At 24.2% G+C, this 18,129-nt stretch carries 26 protein-coding genes and 1 other annotated feature; all 26 genes read right to left on the bottom strand.

What is annotated here, in order from left to right:
• Nucleotides 1–71: 71 nt before the first annotated feature.
• Complete coding sequence (locus AACK92_RS00235; protein ID WP_339020970.1) at nucleotides 72–653, bottom strand: CatB-related O-acetyltransferase; 582 nt, start codon at nucleotides 651–653, stop codon at nucleotides 72–74.
• Nucleotides 654–708: 55 nt separating this feature from the next.
• Nucleotides 709–1,074 carry a 50S ribosomal protein L7/L12 gene (rplL, locus tag AACK92_RS00230; RefSeq protein ID WP_339020969.1) on the bottom strand — a complete coding sequence of 122 codons (366 nt, stop codon included), beginning with the start codon at nucleotides 1,072–1,074 and terminating at the stop codon, nucleotides 709–711.
• A gap of 58 nt (nucleotides 1,075–1,132) precedes the next feature.
• Nucleotides 1,133–1,633, bottom strand: coding sequence for a 50S ribosomal protein L10 (gene rplJ / locus AACK92_RS00225; RefSeq protein WP_339020968.1), 501 nt, complete (start codon nucleotides 1,631–1,633; stop codon nucleotides 1,133–1,135).
• Between the two features lie 36 nt (nucleotides 1,634–1,669).
• Nucleotides 1,670–1,823 (bottom strand) — a sequence feature (ribosomal protein L10 leader region).
• A 247-nt stretch (nucleotides 1,824–2,070) separates the two neighbouring features.
• Nucleotides 2,071–2,868, bottom strand: a complete 798-nt coding sequence (locus AACK92_RS00220; RefSeq protein WP_339020966.1) for a Cof-type HAD-IIB family hydrolase — start codon at nucleotides 2,866–2,868, stop codon at nucleotides 2,071–2,073.
• Between the two features lie 67 nt (nucleotides 2,869–2,935).
• Nucleotides 2,936–3,622, bottom strand: a complete 687-nt coding sequence (rplA, locus tag AACK92_RS00215; protein WP_339020964.1) for a 50S ribosomal protein L1 — start codon at nucleotides 3,620–3,622, stop codon at nucleotides 2,936–2,938.
• The gene (gene rplK / locus AACK92_RS00210; RefSeq protein WP_339020963.1) at nucleotides 3,622–4,059 is read right to left on the bottom strand and encodes a 50S ribosomal protein L11; all 438 of its coding nucleotides are present in this window, start codon (nucleotides 4,057–4,059) and stop codon (nucleotides 3,622–3,624) included. Before rplK ends, rplA begins: the two co-directional genes overlap by 1 nt.
• Nucleotides 4,060–4,184: 125 nt before the next feature.
• On the bottom strand, nucleotides 4,185–4,697 hold the full coding sequence (locus AACK92_RS00205) for a peptidylprolyl isomerase (RefSeq protein ID WP_339020962.1): 513 nt from the start codon (nucleotides 4,695–4,697) through the stop codon (nucleotides 4,185–4,187).
• Nucleotides 4,698–4,783: 86 nt separating this feature from the next.
• A complete protein-coding gene (nusG, locus tag AACK92_RS00200; protein WP_339020961.1) occupies nucleotides 4,784–5,413 on the bottom strand; it encodes a transcription termination/antitermination protein NusG in 630 nt (209 codons plus the stop codon).
• A gap of 12 nt (nucleotides 5,414–5,425) precedes the next feature.
• The gene (gene secE, locus AACK92_RS00195) at nucleotides 5,426–5,836 is read right to left on the bottom strand and encodes a preprotein translocase subunit SecE (RefSeq protein ID WP_339020960.1); all 411 of its coding nucleotides are present in this window, start codon (nucleotides 5,834–5,836) and stop codon (nucleotides 5,426–5,428) included.
• A gap of 1 nt (nucleotide 5,837) precedes the next feature.
• Nucleotides 5,838–5,999 carry a 50S ribosomal protein L33 gene (rpmG, locus tag AACK92_RS00190; RefSeq protein ID WP_339020958.1) on the bottom strand — a complete coding sequence of 54 codons (162 nt, stop codon included), beginning with the start codon at nucleotides 5,997–5,999 and terminating at the stop codon, nucleotides 5,838–5,840.
• Between the two features lie 71 nt (nucleotides 6,000–6,070).
• A complete protein-coding gene (locus AACK92_RS00185) occupies nucleotides 6,071–6,499 on the bottom strand; it encodes a hypothetical protein (protein WP_339020956.1) in 429 nt (142 codons plus the stop codon).
• 22 nt (nucleotides 6,500–6,521) lie between these two features.
• On the bottom strand, nucleotides 6,522–7,241 hold the full coding sequence (gene rlmB / locus AACK92_RS00180; protein WP_339020954.1) for a 23S rRNA (guanosine(2251)-2'-O)-methyltransferase RlmB: 720 nt from the start codon (nucleotides 7,239–7,241) through the stop codon (nucleotides 6,522–6,524).
• The gene (gene cysS / locus AACK92_RS00175; RefSeq protein ID WP_339020953.1) at nucleotides 7,241–8,572 is read right to left on the bottom strand and encodes a cysteine--tRNA ligase; all 1,332 of its coding nucleotides are present in this window, start codon (nucleotides 8,570–8,572) and stop codon (nucleotides 7,241–7,243) included. The genes rlmB and cysS overlap by 1 nt, the downstream gene beginning before the upstream one ends.
• A 14-nt stretch (nucleotides 8,573–8,586) precedes the next feature.
• A complete protein-coding gene (locus tag AACK92_RS00170; protein WP_339020952.1) occupies nucleotides 8,587–9,492 on the bottom strand; it encodes a hypothetical protein in 906 nt (301 codons plus the stop codon).
• 11 nt (nucleotides 9,493–9,503) lie between these two features.
• The gene (locus AACK92_RS00165) at nucleotides 9,504–10,055 is read right to left on the bottom strand and encodes a uracil-DNA glycosylase (RefSeq protein ID WP_339021741.1); all 552 of its coding nucleotides are present in this window, start codon (nucleotides 10,053–10,055) and stop codon (nucleotides 9,504–9,506) included.
• A 127-nt stretch (nucleotides 10,056–10,182) separates the two neighbouring features.
• The gene (locus AACK92_RS00160; RefSeq protein WP_339020950.1) at nucleotides 10,183–11,634 is read right to left on the bottom strand and encodes a hypothetical protein; all 1,452 of its coding nucleotides are present in this window, start codon (nucleotides 11,632–11,634) and stop codon (nucleotides 10,183–10,185) included.
• Nucleotides 11,635–11,675: 41 nt separating this feature from the next.
• On the bottom strand, nucleotides 11,676–13,016 hold the full coding sequence (locus AACK92_RS00155) for a lipoprotein (protein ID WP_339020948.1): 1,341 nt from the start codon (nucleotides 13,014–13,016) through the stop codon (nucleotides 11,676–11,678).
• Nucleotides 13,017–13,078: 62 nt separating this feature from the next.
• Nucleotides 13,079–14,425 (bottom strand): replicative DNA helicase, encoded by a 1,347-nt coding sequence (gene dnaB, locus AACK92_RS00150; protein ID WP_339020947.1) that lies wholly within the window; start codon nucleotides 14,423–14,425, stop codon nucleotides 13,079–13,081.
• Nucleotides 14,425–14,871 (bottom strand): 50S ribosomal protein L9, encoded by a 447-nt coding sequence (gene rplI / locus AACK92_RS00145; protein WP_339020946.1) that lies wholly within the window; start codon nucleotides 14,869–14,871, stop codon nucleotides 14,425–14,427. The genes dnaB and rplI overlap by 1 nt, the downstream gene beginning before the upstream one ends.
• Nucleotides 14,872–14,931: 60 nt before the next feature.
• Nucleotides 14,932–15,153 carry a 30S ribosomal protein S18 gene (gene rpsR, locus AACK92_RS00140; RefSeq protein ID WP_339020944.1) on the bottom strand — a complete coding sequence of 74 codons (222 nt, stop codon included), beginning with the start codon at nucleotides 15,151–15,153 and terminating at the stop codon, nucleotides 14,932–14,934.
• Between the two features lie 17 nt (nucleotides 15,154–15,170).
• Nucleotides 15,171–15,635, bottom strand: coding sequence for a single-stranded DNA-binding protein (locus tag AACK92_RS00135; RefSeq protein ID WP_339020942.1), 465 nt, complete (start codon nucleotides 15,633–15,635; stop codon nucleotides 15,171–15,173).
• 21 nt (nucleotides 15,636–15,656) lie between these two features.
• Nucleotides 15,657–16,136 carry a 30S ribosomal protein S6 gene (gene rpsF / locus AACK92_RS00130; protein WP_339020940.1) on the bottom strand — a complete coding sequence of 160 codons (480 nt, stop codon included), beginning with the start codon at nucleotides 16,134–16,136 and terminating at the stop codon, nucleotides 15,657–15,659.
• A gap of 159 nt (nucleotides 16,137–16,295) precedes the next feature.
• Nucleotides 16,296–16,853: a DDE-type integrase/transposase/recombinase gene (locus AACK92_RS00125; RefSeq protein WP_339020938.1), complete on the bottom strand. Its 558-nt coding sequence runs from the start codon at nucleotides 16,851–16,853 to the stop codon at nucleotides 16,296–16,298.
• Nucleotides 16,834–17,034 carry a hypothetical protein gene (locus AACK92_RS00120; protein ID WP_339020937.1) on the bottom strand — a complete coding sequence of 67 codons (201 nt, stop codon included), beginning with the start codon at nucleotides 17,032–17,034 and terminating at the stop codon, nucleotides 16,834–16,836. The genes AACK92_RS00125 and AACK92_RS00120 overlap by 20 nt, the downstream gene beginning before the upstream one ends.
• 98 nt (nucleotides 17,035–17,132) lie before the next feature.
• Nucleotides 17,133–17,429 carry a transposase gene (locus AACK92_RS00115; protein WP_339020936.1) on the bottom strand — a complete coding sequence of 99 codons (297 nt, stop codon included), beginning with the start codon at nucleotides 17,427–17,429 and terminating at the stop codon, nucleotides 17,133–17,135.
• 84 nt (nucleotides 17,430–17,513) lie between these two features.
• The gene (locus tag AACK92_RS00110) at nucleotides 17,514–18,113 is read right to left on the bottom strand and encodes a 2-C-methyl-D-erythritol 4-phosphate cytidylyltransferase (protein ID WP_339020934.1); all 600 of its coding nucleotides are present in this window, start codon (nucleotides 18,111–18,113) and stop codon (nucleotides 17,514–17,516) included.
• Between the last annotated feature and the right edge of the window lie 16 nt (nucleotides 18,114–18,129).

Below are 18,129 nucleotides of genomic sequence, written 5' to 3'. Positions count from 1 at the left end.
TTTAAACTATTTTCAAGAAGAAATAGCAAAAAAAATAAACTTTTTTTGTTTATTTTTTTACCATTTTTAAATTATTTAGTTAATTTGTCCAATATATTACATATTGATTCTATACTTTCGTCTCATCATTTCAAGTCTTCTAATTCTTTAATTTTATTTTTATCAAATCTCATTCTTATAAGTTTTGCTGGATTACCTCCAACAATAGAGTATGGTTTTACATCCTTAGTTACAACAGCTTTTGCAGCAATTATTGATCCATTCCCAATTTTAAGACCTGGCATAATTGTTGCTCCATAACCAATTCAAACATCATTTCCAATAATTGTATATCCTTTTAATTTAGAGGGTAATAAAGTTTTTTTATTTATTCTAAATTCCTCAAACATTGCAAAGGGAAAAGTAGAAATTGAGTTAATTCTGTGATTTGCACCATTCATTAAAATTTTAACTTCATCTGCTATTGCACAAAATTTTCCTATAATTAATTTATCATTATGTATTTTTGGATAATGATAAAGTACATTTCTATTTTGAAATTCCTTTACACCTTGTTCATTTTTAAAACTATAAAAATAAGTATAATTTCCTATTTCTATACCTTCATTGGTAATAAAATTTTTCAATAAATATATTTTTGATGATTTAGACATAATTAAAATCCTTTCAAATAAAAAATAACCTTTTAAGGTTATTAAAAATAATTTATTATTTTAAATCTACTGATGCTCCAGCTTCCATTAATTGTTTTTTCATTTCTTCTGCATCTTCAACTTTTACATTTTCTTTAATAGCAACAGGTAATGTTCCATCGACTAATTTTTTAGCATCCATTAATCCCAATCCAGTGATTTCTTTAACTAATTTAATAACTGAAACTTTGTTTCCTCCAGCATTTGTTAACATAACTGAAACTTCTGTTGGTGCTGCTGTTGCTGCTCCAGCAGCCGGTGCTGCAACTGCTGCTGCTGCAACAACTCCGAAGTGATCTTCTATTGCTTTAACTAATTCATTTAATTCTGTTAATTTCATTTCTTCCAAAGCTTTAATAATATCATCTTTTGTAATTGCCATAATTTTTCTCCTTTTATTTTTCTTTTATTAATTGCTATTTGTACACTTAATTGCTATTTTATTCTGATTTTGTTTTTGCTAATTCTTTTACAGTCAACATAAATTGACGTAATGGATAAATAAGTGATGAAGCAAACATTGAGTATAATTCATCTTTTGATGGTAGAGAAGCAATTTCGTTAATTGCTGCTGTATCCATAACATTTCCTTCATAAATTCCTGCTTTAAGTACTAAATCCTTATTTATTTTTGCAAAATCTGCAACTAATTTTGCAGGATATAAAGCTTCTTCATCTGAAAAAATATAAATATTTTGTTGTATTAAGTAAGCATCTAATCCTTTAATTTTTAATTCTTCAACTGCTCTTCTAACTAAAGAATCCTTATAAACTTTAATAAAAATTCCTTGTTCACGAGCTTTGTTTCTTAATTCTGTCATTTGTGCTACAGTTAAATTTTTGTATTCAGCAATCACCATACCTTTACAGTTTTTGATTATGTTTGCAATATCTTTAACTATCTCATTCTTTTTAGCATGAGCTGGTCTTGCGTTTGACACTCGTAACGACCTCCTTTTTTTACTTTTCGCTTTATTAAATCAAAATAAAAACCTCAGATAATTTCCGAGATCAATTAAAAATACAATAAATATTGTAAAAATTTACAATTTATATATGTAATTTCATTCCTCGGTAACAAATTAAGGGATACGTCCCAGTTACTTTCTTCGGTACGAATAGCATTAATATAATAACATAATTTTTTAATATAATAAAAAATTAATATCTTTATTTCAGATTCTAATATATAGCAAAATTTTGACATAAGTTTAATACAAAAAGTTTTGCTTTTTTTAAATTATCATTATTTTGTTTTTTCAATACACTAACAATAATATCTCCAACTTTATCAAGCTCATTTTTTAAACTTTTATTAAAATACCTCTTAAATTAAAAAATCTGATAATAGATTCATTAGTATTTAAAATAAATTGCATTAAACTTTTTTAAAATTTTTAATTTGAAAAACATTTTCAATTATATAACTAGCTGCTTTATCTACATTTGGTTGATGATTTTTCATTACAAATGAGTTCTTTGTATATTTCAACATTTCAATATCATTTTCACCATCACCGCTTGTATAAATATCTTTAATATCGAAACCTTTTAATTTTTGAATAACTTTTATACCATATGCTTTTGAAACATCTTCTCTCATAATTTCAATTACATTTTTATGAGTTCTAACAGCTTTACATCCTTTTATTTTTCCATTTAATATTTCTTTTACTTGTAAAACTTTTGAATCAGGTACATAAAAATAAAGTAAATTTAAATCAGAAGAATTTAAAATATCTTCATTACCTTGTTTGAAATTATTTTCACTTGGAGCATATTTAATTAAAAAAGGATTTTGATAAATTTCAGACTCATCAATTTTAGAATAAGACATTCTTTTATCTTTTAAACAATATCCTAAAATATACTCTTCTTTTAAATTATCAAATAATTCAATTATTTCTTTTCTTGATTCCATAGGAATAGATGCATTTGCAATAATTTTTTGTCCTTTTTCATAAATAACAGTACCATTATTACAAATCATATAATCATATAGAATTTGTGCTTTTTCTAAAACAGGTCTAATTTCATGTTCCATTCTACCAGTTGCAATTGCAAATTTATTACCTTCAGCAATTCAATTTCTTATAAAATCCAAATCTCTTGGATCAATATAATCATTATGTTTTAAATTAATTGTTCCATCATAATCAGAAAATCATCATTTCATTTCGATTACCTCTTAATCTTTCTTTATAATTATAAAATAAAAAATCTCATATACATGAGATTTAAAACTAGTTTTCAATTAAAACTTTAATTCCAGGACCCATAGTTGTTGAAAGTGATATATTTTTAATATATATTCCTTTAACTGCTGCTGGTTTTGCTTTTCTAATTACATCTAAAAGAGCTGAGTAATTTTTCATTAAGTTATCTTCTTTAAATGATACTTTTCCTAAAATTGAATGAACATTTCCTTCTTTGTCAGTTCTATATTCAACTTTACCTTTTTTAATTTCATCTAAAGCTTTTGCTACATCCATTGTAACTGTTCCAGTTTTTGGGTTAGGCATTAATCCTTTTGGTCCTAAAATTTTACCAATTTTCCCTAGTTCTGCCATCATTTCTGGAGTTGCAACAATAACATCAAAGTCAAATCAGTTTTCTTTTGCAATTTTTTGAATTAAATCTTCTGCTCCTACAAAGTCTGCTTTTGCTTCTTCAGCTTCTTTTACTTTAGTTTTTGTTAGAACTAAAACTCTTTGAGTTTTCCCAGTTCCTCCAGGCATTACTATTGCTCCTCGAATTTGTTGGTCTGCATGTCTTGGATCTACATTTAAATTGAAAGCTATTTCTACAGTTGAATCAAATTTTGTAATTGAAGTTTCTTTTGCTAATTTTATAGCTTCTAAAATTGGGTATAATTTTGTTTTATCAACTTTTTCATTAGCTACTTTTAATTTTTTACTTAATTTTGCCATTATTTTTGACCTTCTTTTTCTGGCATTCCAGTAACTTTAATACCCATATTTCTTGCTGATCCTTCAATAATTCTCATAGCTGCTTCAATTGTATTTGCATTTAAATCAACCATTTTATATTCAGCTATTTTTTTTACTTCATCTGCTGAAATAGTTGCAACTAATTCAGTTCCTGATTTAGATGATCCTTTTTGAATACCTGCTGCTTTTTTAAGCATAAATGCTGCTGGAGTAGTTTTTAAAATAAAATCAAATGATTTATCATCATAAGCTGTAATAACTACAGGTACTACTTCTCCTGCTCTATCTTTAGTGGCATCATTAAATTGTTGTGTGAATTGAGGCATATTGATTCCTAATGAAGCTAATTCTGCACCAGGTTTTGCTTGCATTGCCATAAATTCTAATTTTGCTATACGTGTGATTCTTTTTGCCACGAACAACACCTCCCTGTTTTCGCTGTGGTCCTAACGTAATGATAGACATTTGTTTATCATACTTCCACAATTAAAATCTGACATAATTAATAATAACATATTTTTAAAATAAAAAAAATCTTATATTAAATAAGATTAATAGATTTTATAATAATTGGCTCTATTGGTATATCTTCATAAAAATCTTTAATGCCTGTTTTTACACTTTCAATTGAAAAAGCTACTTTTAAACTTTCTTCATCTGATAGTTTTCCAAAAGATGCATATTGTCCATCTAAAAATTTAGCATCTCCTGTAACAATAAAAAATTGACTAGTTGCACTATCCATTTTATTTGTTCTTGCCATTGATAAAACTCCAGGAACATGTGATAAAGCTAATGTATTTTTATTTCAACCATTAATTGAAAACTCTCCCTTAATTGGATCTACATTTTCTTTTTGATTTAAATCAGAAAACATTCCTCCCCCTTGAATCATAAAACCTTTAATTACTCTATGAAATATTAATCCGTTATAATAATTTTTTTTAATTAAATTAACAAAGTTTTCAACAGAGATAGGAGCTAATTCTGGATATAAATCAGCTCTCATTATTCTTTCATCTTCTAAAATAATTTCAATTTTAATTTTTTTCATAATTATCTCCTTTATAAATAATAATACAAGAAAAAAAATAACTTTGTAAATTTCAAAATATCTACAAAGTTTAAATTAATATAAAATTAATTTTTATAAGCTTTTTCTAAATTTAAAAATTCAAATTCAGTTGGAGTAATTCTTCCAAATAATTCAATATTAACTATTGCAATTCCTTTTTCAAAATCCATTTCCATAACTTGACCTTCTGTAACTGCAAAAGGTCCGTCTTTAACAAAAACTACATCTTTTATATCATAATCAGCTGTAAATAAAACTTTTTCTTTTTTAGGTTGATTTGCATTACCTTTTAAGGTTTTATCATTTTTTGATTGTTGATTTTCACTTTGTTCAAGCATTCTTGAAACCTCTTCAATAGTTAAAGGTAATGGTTTTGCACCTTTACCAGAAGAACCAATAAATCCTGTAACTCCAGGAGTATTTCTAACTATAAATCATGTCTCATCTGTCATATTCATATTAATAAATAAATATCCAGGAAATTTATTTTTTTCATTAATTTTATTATTTTTTCCCATTACAGGTGCTTTTGAAATTCTAATATTAAATATTCTATCTTCTAAACTAGAAGTTTCAATTTTTTGAAGTAAATCTGCTCTTACTCTATCTTCGTGACCACTATTACAGTTAATGACGAACCATTGTCCCTTGTATGAGCCTAATTCATCTTCTAATTCAAATAAGTTTTGTTCCATGATAATCTCCTCTTAAATAATTTTCATAACTTCAAATAAAGCTTGGAAAGCTCAATCTAAACAGAAAAAGAACACTCCAAAAATAGCAATAAATACTATAACTCATAAAAATTTAGTTCCCAAATTTTTTCTTGAAGATCACTGTATTTTATTAACTTCTTTAAGAAACTTAATCGGTGCTTCTTTAAATGCTAATTTATAATTAATTTTGCTTTTTTCTTTTTTAACTTTTTTCTTTTTTGCAGCTTTAAGCTTACCTTCTTGAGTTCCATCATGTCCTTCAAACTCATTGAAAAGCTTATTAAACTCTTCTTTTTTATTTTGTTTATTTTGTTTTTTATTTTGTTTTTGAGCTTGCTTTTCTTGAATTTTCTTTAATTTTTCCTGAGCTTTTTGCTCTTTAATATCATTATTTTTAGACATTTTATCTTGTCTCCTTATGAATTACATGCGCATTACATGTTATACAGTGTTTTTTTATTTGTAATCTTTCTCTTTGAGAAATTGTACTTTTTTGAATAGTATAATTTCTTGATAAGCACTCACTACAAATAAGTATAACCTTTTTATTGGATTTTGTGGGCATAAAAACACTCTTTTCTTTTCATAGATATTATATATTAGATATATCTTTATTAAAATAGTTAAAAACCTTTTTTAACTTTTCTTTACACTGTAAAAAATTTTTTCTCTTTCGCTTTCGTAATAATAACGATCAATGTCTCGTTCTAAAAAAGTTTGTCCATCCTCTGTTAAACTGCTTCTATAAGAGTTAATCATTTTAAGTGTCAACTTTCTTTTATCTCTTTTTAAAAATTTTGCATAATCTAATATTCTTCGTTTAATAATAAAATTAGCATAAGCTACTAATGGAACATTTTTATTAATATCATATTTTTGTTTAACTTCTTTAATTGCAAGATAAACATTAGTTATTAAATCTTCTTTATCTAATCTTAAATAACTAATTTTTTGATGTTCTGTATTTATAATTTTTATTGTAGATCTTTGAAGATGTATTAATACATCTGCTGTAACATCATTTTGAAATTCACTTTTTATAATTTCAGCTATTATAATTTTCATTTTATTTTTTCCTTTCGAAATTTTACCTATTAAATAGTTTAAAAAGGATAATCCCTGTTGCTACTGAAACATTTAATGAATCAATTACATTATTAGTATCAATCTGAAACATAAAATCTGATAATTCTAAGATTTTATTTCCAATTCCTTTGCCCTCATTCCCTATAATTATTACTGACTTTTTATCAAAATCAATTTCCCTTATAGATATACTTTTTTCTCCTAAATAAGAACTGTATATCCAAAATCCCCTATCTTTTAAATTGTTTATTGCAGATTTTAAATTACTAACTTTAATAATCGGTACATTATAAATTGTTCCTGCTGAAGCTTTCATAACTGCAGGTGTTATTTGAACTTGATTAGTTTCTTGAATTATAATTGCATCTACTCCAAATAAACTTGCTGTTCTAATTATTGATCCAAAATTTTGTGGATCTTGTATTTTATCTAAAATTAGAACTGTTTGATTTAATTTAGAGTCATTATAAAAATCTTTCATTTCTAAATATTTGAAATCTATAACTTGAGCTATTAAACCTTGATGATTTACACCTTCTTTTATTAATAAACCAAACTCTTGCTTTTCTAAAGATTTTCATTCAATTTTTTGTTTTTTAATTAAGCTATAAATATCTGGCTCAAATGAATGACCCTTTAAAATAAATACTTGTTTTATTTCAGAACTAAAATTTTTAATAGTATTCTCAACTGCATTTTTACCATAAATATAGTTCTTCATTAAATAATATTCTCCTCTTTAAGTTCATTTCTCAATTTATCAGCTTTTTGAAAATTTTTTTTACTTATCATTTCTCTTCATTTTTTAATCTTATCAATATCTTTATTTGATAAATCCTTAATTTCAAAAGAAAAACCAAGAGTTTTTAATATTGTTTTTAATTTTAAATAAGTAGAATCTAACATTTTATTTTTAATTTGTTTATTAATACTTTTACACATTTCATCAATTAAAGAAATTACTAAAGGAGTATTTAAATCATCATTAAGAAATTTCTTAAATTTTGTAAGATATTTATATGAATTAAAATTATCATCGATTGGAGTATTATTTGTTAAAATTAATTCTCCTACTCTTGTTGATCAATTAATTGTTTTAAGCATAAATTCTATTTTTAATATTCACTCTTTTGAATAATCAATTAATTCTTGATTAATATTTAAAGGCTGCTTATAATTAGAATTTAAAAATATAAATCTTAATGAATTACTTCCATTTTCTTTTACATAGTCTCTAACTAAAATAGTATTTTTAAGAGACTTTGACATTTTAATATTTTCTAATGATAAATGACCATTATGTAATCAAACATCTGATAACTCTCTTAAATTTTTGGCAATATATTGAATTCTTTCATTTTCATGATGAGGAAATTTCAAATCTATTCCTCCAACATGGATATTAATTGATGTTTTAAAAAAGTCATCAATTAAAACTGCACACTCCGTATGTCATCCTGGTCTTCCTAGCCCTCATTTAGATAATCACTTCTTACCTATTTCAGTTTTTTTTCATAAAATAAAATCTTGAGGATTTTTTTTATTTTCATCTTTTTTTATTTTTTCACCTATATTTAAATTTTTAATATTTTGATTTGAAAGAGCTCCATAATCATTTTCTCATTTACTAATATCAAAATAAACATTTCCTGATTTTTCATATGCAAAACCCTTTTCTACTAAATTATCAATAAAAAATAAAATTTCATTTATTTTTGAAGATATAGGTACAACTGCTGTTGGCCTTTTTATATTTAAAAAATCAAGATCTTCTAAAAATGCTTTTGTAAATTTTTTAGAGTAATCTTCTTCACTAATTTTTTTTTCTAACGATTTATTAATAATTTTGTCATCAATATCTGTAATATTTAAAAGATATTTATATTTTATATCCATACTCTCTAAATATCTAATTATAATATCAGTTAAGATTAGAGGTCTTGCATTACCAATATGAATATAATCATAAACTGTTGGTCCACAAGTATAAATAAGAACCTTAGATAAATCTATTTCCTTAAAATTACTTATTAATGAATCATATAGTTTCATTTAAAAAACCTCCATTATCTATCTCTTTTGATTAATGGTGCCACAGCTTTATATGTTAAAAATAAAATAGCTGAATTAAATATAATTTTTAAAGGAGCCTGAATAAGTCTACCAATAAACATAGCCGTATATCCACCTTCAGAAGGTATTCCTAAAAATCCTGCATCTCCTCAAGCAGAAATTACTGCAGTTACTAGATACTCTGATGCGGTTGCAAATAAAATAATTGGAAGAAGTACATGTAAAATCTTCATTTGTCCCTTAAATAATAATACTAAATAAATTATTCAAAACGTTCCCAAACATGCAATAATTGATCCTAAAAAGATTCATTTATAAGTTTCTTTATCTACTTGAAAACTTAGTACGGTTATTTTTTGACCATCTGGGTATGCATCAATAACAAAAACCATAAATGCAGCAAATACAATTAAAAATAAATTAATTAAAAGAACTGGTACTCAATTATAACCTTTTCCAAGTCTTAAAAAACTTGAACCTATACCTGCAATAAATCCATAACAAATAATTACAATTATAAAAGCTGGATGAATAAATGATGGAACAAAAATCATAACTAATACTTCTGTAATTAAAGCTACTAAAACTCCTATTATTGGTCCAAAAATAAATCCAGTTATTTTAACCATTACACCTTCAAAAGCAATTCTTATTGGAGGAAAAACTGTAACTGGAATAGTCAAGGAAATTACAACAGTTACACTAACATTAATAGCTGTAAACATAGTTATATAAGCAATATTTTTAGTTGTAAATCTAATTCCATGATATCTTTCTTTTAAAATTCAAAAAGACATACCATTATATAGGAAATACAAAATTATAAAAAAACCTATAAAGACTGCCATAGCATAAGCCATATTATTTCCTTCAAGCAACCACTTACTAATATTATTCATGCTTTTGCTCCTTAATTTTCTCAGTTAATTATTTTTTTATTACTATTTTTTAACATTGAGTTTATTTTTGAAAATGGCTTACTCTTTTCAAAACCTTTTTTAAAACTAAATGTTGATGGATGTGCGGAATAAATAATTTTTGCTTTATCTTTGTATACAAGACTATTATATAGTTTTTTTGCGTAATTTCCTCATAAACAATAAATAATATCTCTATTAATTTCATTTATTTTATTTAATATTTTTAAAATTACTTTATCTCAACCTAAATCTTTATGAGAATTAGGGTTTCCTTTTTCTACAGTTAAACAATAATTTATTAGAAATACTCCTTGACGAACTCAATTAGATAAATCATTATTTTTAAAATTATCTATATTTAAATCATATTTAAGTTCTTTAAATATATTTTTTAAACTTGGAGGCATTTTAACACTATTTGAAACACTAAATGCAATTCCATTATCTTGATTTGGACCATGATATGGATCTTGACCAATTATTATCACTTTAATATCTTTAGGTTTAATTAACTTAAATACTCTAAAAATATTTTCTTTTAATGGATATATATTTTATAAATTTCTAATTTTTTTTAAAATTATTTTAATTTCATTATAAATATTATCTTGTAAAAATAATTCAACTCATTCTTCTGGTAATTCTTTAATCACATTCATTATTTTAGTACTATTTTTCTTTCTTTCTAGAGCCTTTTTCTAACTTTTTAATTTTTTTCAAATCTTTTTTTTCTTTTTTTGATAAAATCAAACTTTCTAAATCATCTTTTTCTGTATCTTTTCTTGGAGTTGAAAATACTTCATCATATTCATTTATTGGTCCTAAATCAATTATATTTGGATCTCTCTTTGGCAATAAATAAGTTTCAGAAACTAAATCTTTTTCATATATTTCTGAAAGAGTTTTTTCTTTATTTTCTACTTCTTGAATAGAATTTTCAAAAAAATTATCAGATTCTAAATTTGATGATTCCTTATAATGTATTTCTTGATCTTCATATTGCAATTTATCTTTAGAAACATGTTTCATATCTTGATATGCTGCAACTTCCCCCAAACTGTCATCATCAGTATTATTTATGAAATTTTTAGGCACATATATTATTGCTCCCATTTTGTCTTCTTCAAATAAACTAGTATCAACTGAAAGAGTATTATCATTGAAATCAAATTTAAAATCATTTTCTACTTCTTCAAATATATTTTTTTCAGCTATTTCAATCTCACTATTTTTAGTTTCTTTAGATAAATTTTTATTTAAATAAGAATTTTGTGAAGCAAAACCAGCTCCACCTAAATTATTTTTTTCATAATTTTTTTGATTTTCATCTAAATTATTATTTACCAATGAACTTTGCTCATTGAAAGATTCTTGAACTAAATTTTTAGATTCTAAAAAACTATCATTCAATTTTTGATTTTGAGATAAATTAGAATTTAAACTATCTGTATGACAAAATGAACCTCTAGAAAAATCATCATTCAAATAAGAATTTTGTGAAGTAAGATTAGGTTGATTAGAATTTAAAAAATTTCTATTATTACTTAATGGAATATTTTCATTAATTCTGTTTTTTTGTAAATTTAAATTATTTGATAAATTAGAATTAATTGAGTTTAAACCATACTGATTTTCTAATGAATAAGGGTCTTGATTTTGAAACATTTGGTTTCCATTATTAGGAACTCTCAATTGATTTATATTTTGTTGATCAGGATATTGATTTTGAGATAAAGGATTTGATAAAGAAGAATTTCCTTGTACATAAGAATTTTGTGGATTTGGTGCTTGTCAATAATTATTAAAAACTGTTGTTTGTCCACCATTTTGTGAATTTGGAGTTTGACTTTGCAAAGGAGAGTTTGAATTTCAAGGCTGTGCTAATCCAAATTGATTTTGCAAAGGTGCTCCCAATTGAGGAGTCAAACTTTGATAATTAATATTATTATATGGACTAAATAAATTTTGTTTTAATAATTCATGTGAATTATTTGACATGTCAAAAAGGGATTGAACAAATTCATTAGCTTCTATATCACTAATAAAAGATGCAATCATTTGGCCTGTATTAACTTCAATTACATTATAAAAATTATTTTCAAATTTAATGTAATAATTCATAAGAAATGCCCCTTTTTCCTTAAATAATTATCTCACATTTATTATTGTTTTCTAGTAATATTAATTGTTGCTCCTTCTAAGTCTTTAAAAATATCCTTAGTTCCATCATTATTTTTAGTACTTGAATTTATTTTAAACATTTCTTGTGTTGTAAATTGATAAAAAACTGGTTGATATCAATATATAACTTCATCATTTCTTTTTTTATTTTCTTCTTTTTCTTTGTCTAAAACTACTGCATTTAATTGATAACTAACTACAATATTTTTTAATTTCAAATTAATATTATATTTTCTATCTACAGTTCCATCTCTTTTGCTAGCAGGTATATCAAAAGTAAAATCTATTTCTAAAGTAATATTTGAATCGCTTTTTCCATAAATAAATGTTCTTTCACTGTTATTTGAACCTCCAATAACTTGTGATTGTAAAGTTTTTTTGTCTTCTGTTCTAAAAAAATAACTTCCTTTAGAAATATCATGAATTTGACCTTTAGTAAAATTTTCAAGTTTAGTTTCATCTTTATTTTTAAAATTATTTTCAAATTTACCAGGCATAACAATACCATTTCTTAAAGCTTCTTCTTTAGTTCTTAATTGTGTATGTAAAATCCTAAATTCTTCTTTTGATAAATGTTTAATAAGTTTATCTTTATCATCTTGATTATTAGAGCGTGAAATTTCATCATATAATGAATTTGCTTGATCATTAGTTAATAAGTAAAATCCGTATTTTTTATATTTCTCTTTTAAATCTTTATCATTTAATTTTTTTTCTCAAGTAAGACTAAAATAATCTTGTAAACTTTTTTCTTCATTTACTTTTTCGATACTTTCAACTTTATTATTATCATAATTTAATTTAGCTTTTAAAACTTTTGCTTTATTAGCAGTAAAAGTTGTAGCATTATTAGAAGTTCATATTTCTGATTCTTTTATTTCGTGATTAATACCTAATTTAAAATTTAATTGTGAAAATCTAGAATCTACAGGTGAATTATAATCATTTTTAAATTCTTCTATATCTTTTCCTTTAATAAATTCTATTCCAAATGAATTAGAATCTTCTTTTTTTAAATTATCTAAAGATAAAGCTTGTCCTTTTGCTCCTAAAACATTTTTTTGCTTTTCTAATTTATCATGATTTTGATATTTACTTTCAGTAAATGAAATAGCATCAAGAATTTGATAGCCTAAAATTGTAAGAACTCTTTTACTTCCAAAAACCTTTTCCATTTCCACTTTTTTACCACCAATTGTAAATTTATTATTTCCATCAACTAATGTTTCAATACTAGTAGTTGCTACTGAACATGAAACTACATCTGAAATACTTGTTGAAACAATAGCAAATGCTCCTAAAATAGAAAATAATTTTTTCATAATATAACCTCTTTTTTAAAAATATCTATTCTTTATTTTACATTAAAATATTAAAAAAAACACTAAGAATTTTTTGACTGATCAATGAATTTACCATAGCTTCTAAGGAAATTAACTTTTACAAGCCCTGTTGCTCCATTACGATGTTTTGAAATAATAATATCTGTTTCATCAGTTGGATCATAACTTGCTACACTGTATTCTTTTGTTTTATAATATGCATCCCTATATAAGAAAATAATAATATCTGCATCTTGTTCTATTGCTCCAGAATCTCTTAAGTCAGACATTAAAGGAGTTTTTTCTTCTCGTTTTTCAACACTACGTGATAATTGTGAAAGACAAACTATTGGCATATTTAATTCACGTGCAATTTTTTTTAGATGTCTAGAAATAGATGCAACTTCATTTTGTCTACTGTCAAATCTATTTGTCATTGATGATATTAATTGTAAATAATCAATAAAACAAATCTCCACACCAAAATCTCTTTTCATTTTTCTTAATTTTGATTGTAACTGTAAAACATTAATTCCTGGAGTATCATCAATAACAATATTCATATTTTTAATTTGTTCTCCTCCAGCTGTAATTCTAGTTCATTTTTCTGTTGTTAATCCTTGAGCATTTCTAAGCGAACTTGATTCTATTCCTGAAACAGAACTTAAAATACGTTGAACTAATTGTTCTTTTGGCATTTCTAATGAAAAAAAAGCTACTCCCTTTTGTCTTTCTGCAGCATTAACTGCTAAATTAAGTGCAAATGCAGTTTTTCCCATTGAAGGACGTGCAGCTAGAATTATAAAATCTCCTTTTTGTCAACCATTTGTAATTTGATCTAAATCTGAAAATCCTGATGGCACACCATTAATTAATCCACCATTTTTTTCTAATAACTCAATTTTTTTAATAACATCAACAATAGTTTCTTTTACAGCAGTTGCATCATCTTTTTTAATATCTGTTTTAATATTTAAAATTTTTTGCTGAGCAATTACAAAAACTTCATCAATTGGAGATTTGCTTTCTCTTAATTGTTTAATATGTATTAATGCTCTATCTAATTGTCTTCCTATTGAGTTTTTAAACACAATTTCAACATAATCTTCAAATCCTTCATCAGTATAAAAATAACCTGAAACATCTGATAAATAAGAAACTCCTCCTATTTTTTCTAAAGTTTTTTTATCTTCTAAAAATTCAGCAAGTTTTGTAATAGTAATATTTTGACTATTTTGTGAAACTTCGTTTATAGCTTCAAAAATTATTTGATGCTTTTCTAAACTAAAATCCTCTGAATTAAGTTGAGTCAAAATATCAAAACTTGCTTTTGGTGAGTGCATAGCAATTGCTAGTACAGCTTTTTCTGAATCTATTAAAACAGTATTTAAATCTAAATTTTCATTCATTATTCTGTACCTTCTATAAACACTTTTAAAGTTGCTACTATTTTAAACTCAAGTTTAATTTTTAAATAAAATAAACCTAATTTATTAATATTTTCATGTTTTTCAAATTTTCTTTTATCTAAGTTTATTGAAAACTCTTTTTTTAATCTATCTGTAATTTGTGAAAGAGAAATTGATCCAAAAGGTTTATTATTCATTGTTTTTATTTTAAAATTTAAAATTATTGATTCAATTTTTTCTTTTAAAAAGTTTATTTCTTCTTTTTTTTCGTTATTTAACTCCTCTTCTTTTCTTTTTCTAACATTCAAATGACTTAAATCTTCTTTTGTTGCAAGAATTGCTAAACCTTTTGGAATTAAATAATTTGCTCCATATCCATCAGATACATCTACTACTTCATCTTTTTTACCATAATTTTTTACATCAGCTAATAGAATTACTTTCATTTTTTTCACCTTTTTAATTATAACAAATAAAAAACACCTTGTTGGTGTTTGAATAATTTATTATTGAATTACAAATGGTAATAATCCCATGCTTCTTGCTCTTTTAATTGCTACAGCCAAAATTCTTTGATGTTTTGGTGATGTACCTGTAATTCTTTTTGGCAAGATTTGTTCATTAGCTGAAATAAATTTTTTTAATAAATCTATATCTTTATAATCAATATAATCAATTTTGTTTTTAGCAAAAAAATTCACTTTTTTTCTTCTTACAAATTTTTTCATTATTTTTTCCTCCTATATTAGTCTTCTCATAAAATTGAATCATCATCATTTGGTTTTACATCATCTATTAAATCAAAATCAAAATTATTTGATGGTCCTTGAGTAGATTGTTTTGGTTGATTTGGTTGATTTGGTTGATTTGAATCAAATAAATTATTTGTCATTGCTTGATTATTTCCAGTAACACTCAAAAATTCAATTCTGTTAGCTCTAACTGTAATAATTTGTGAAAATTGTCCATTATTATTTTCTTGTCTAACATTAATAGATCCCTCTACAGATATTTGAGCTCCTTTTTTAACAAATTTTGCAAGATTTTCTGCAGTTTTTTCTCAAGCAAAACAAGGAATAAATTGTGTAAATTGATTCCCTCCAGCAAATTCATTAACAGCTAATGTAAATGCAACAAATGATTTACTATTTGATGAGCTTCTTAATTCTGGATCTTTTGTTATTCTTCCAATTAGATTTACTGAGTTCATTTGACTTCTCCCTTAAAGCTATTAAGCTTCTTTTTCTTCAACTTTTTTAATAGTTGGTTTTGCTTCATTATTATTTTTTACATCATTTGTCTCTTCTGATTTATTATTTTCTTCTCTTCTTGGCATTCTTTTATCAAATCCTCTTGAAGGTTTTTTCTCTTCTTTAAATTTTGACATATCTGTTTTAGATAACTTTGTTGATTGAATATATTTTTTTTCATTTTCTGTATTAATTACTTGATATCTAACTACATTTTTATCTATTCTTGATATACGTTCAAATTCATTAATATTTGCTGAATCTGTTTCAACAATTACTACTGAATAATAGCCTTTTCTTTTTTTCTTAATTAAATAAGCGAAATCTTTTAGTCCTCAATCTTCTGACTCTAGTATTTCCCCCCCATTAGCAATAAGAACATCATGTAATTTTTTTTGAACAGCTTTTACATCTATTGTATCTTGATCAATAATGTACATTATTTCGTATTTTCTAATCATATTTCTATCTCCTTATGGTCTTTTGGCCTAATTAAAGGCAAGGAGTTAATTAAAAAATTAACTCGCTTATTTATTATATAGTAAAAGTTATAGTATTTGCAATCTTATTTTAACTATAAATCATTTATGTTCTGTAACATTTTTTCGGACACCTTAATTTTATAACTTAATTCTAGATTCATTATAAAAAGATTCATACATTTTTAGATTTAAAACATATTCATTTATATCTATGTATTTATAATTTTCTTTTATAGCTTCTCTCTTCATTATGCTTCAAAAACCCTCAATATATCCATTGTCAGTTGATCTAGAAACCCTAGACATACTAAGTTTGAAATTAAATCACATTGTAGCTAGTCTATAATTATATGATTTAAATTCTGAACCATTATCAGAATGTATAATAGAGTTTGCTTTAAAAGAACCAAATTGATTTGTCATTTTTTCAAATGACTCTAAAACTAGATCTTTTCCTTTGTGTGTTTTTGTAATTAAACCAAAAACTTTCTTGCTATTTACATGATAAAAAGCACAGGTATATAATCTATTTCCTGCAATTTCTTTTTCAGTAATATCAACTGAGAAAACATCACCATATTTATTTAAATCACTTTTAGATTTGAATAATCTTTCATACTTTCCAATCTTTTCATTCTTTACTTTTTTAGATTTTATATATCTATAATTATTTGGCTTAATATTTAAAAATTTCATAACTCTTAAAAATTTTTTTATGACTATACTCAGAATTTAAATATTTTTTTACTCGTCTTGAGCCATATATTTGAACTTCGTTTTTGTAAGCATTATTGATTTCCTCAACAAGTTCCCAATCATAACCTTTAAAATTGGGTTTACCTTTAGCAAGTCAATCATAATATGTGCTTTTTGCCAATAGAATAAGTTTGCATAACTTTCTAATTTGAACATCTTTTTTTGCTATTCAAAATTTATAAACAACTTTTGATTTGAGTGTATTTAATTGCCCCTTGTTTACTTTTTTCTATCAATCATTCTTCTTAATTCAGCAAACATCTCATCTCTCAATTTAAGATCTTCAGTTTCTCTTCGCAATTTTTTATTTTCTTTTTCTAAATCTTTAATTTTGTCAATTTGATTAAATTTTGAATTATTAAATCCACTTCTACCTTTTTGGTCATAGACTTTTATTCAATTTTTAATTCTTTGAACATCAATAGCTACTTGCTTAGCATATTGAGTTATAGATTGATTTGATTTATAAAAATTAATAATTATATTTATTTTTTGATTAACTGTATACTTATTCAAAATAAAACCTCTCTTCATTCACAAATATTTTATAACTATATATAAAATATTTTAATTTTGTGTCCGAAAAAAGGTTACACTACACTATAAATCATTTATAAAAGTAATTTTTTTATTTTCATCTTCACCATCAATAAATTTAATTTTATATTTCATATTCTCTAAAATTTGACAATCATCGTAAAAATTTGATGAATTATTCTCTAATGCTTTTTTAATAATTTTAGTTTTAAATCCTTGAGGTGTTTGTGATTGTACATATGCATCACGATTAACTGTTTCAATTTTATTATTAGTAATTTTTTTCAAACAATTTATCACTTTCAAAACAGGAACTACACAATCATTTTCTTTTAAATTAATTATTATAGATTCAATAATTTTTTTTGAAACATACGGTCTTGCACCATCATGAATTAAAACAAAATTCTTACTAACTCTATCTAATCCTTTTTTAACTGATTCAGTTCTTGTTAAACCCCCGTTTACAAAAATTATTTTTTTATTTTTTACTATATTAAAAATTTCTTCGTTAGATACTAAAATAATTTCACTTATATCTTTTATTTCTTTAAAACATTTAATTGTTTTATTTATTAAAAAATCATTATCTATTTTTGCTAACATTTTATTTTTACCAAATCTTTGACTTTTTCCATTAGCTACAATTATTAAGGATACCATTTTATCACCAATTTAA

Origin of the sequence: Spiroplasma endosymbiont of Atherix ibis, from assembly GCF_964020005.1 — a bacterium.
Taxonomy (GTDB): domain Bacteria; phylum Bacillota_I; class Bacilli_A; order Mycoplasmatales; family Mycoplasmataceae; genus Spiroplasma_A.
The sequence above is the reverse complement of the archived record's forward strand: the minus strand, read 5'-3'. Positions and strand labels throughout refer to the sequence as shown.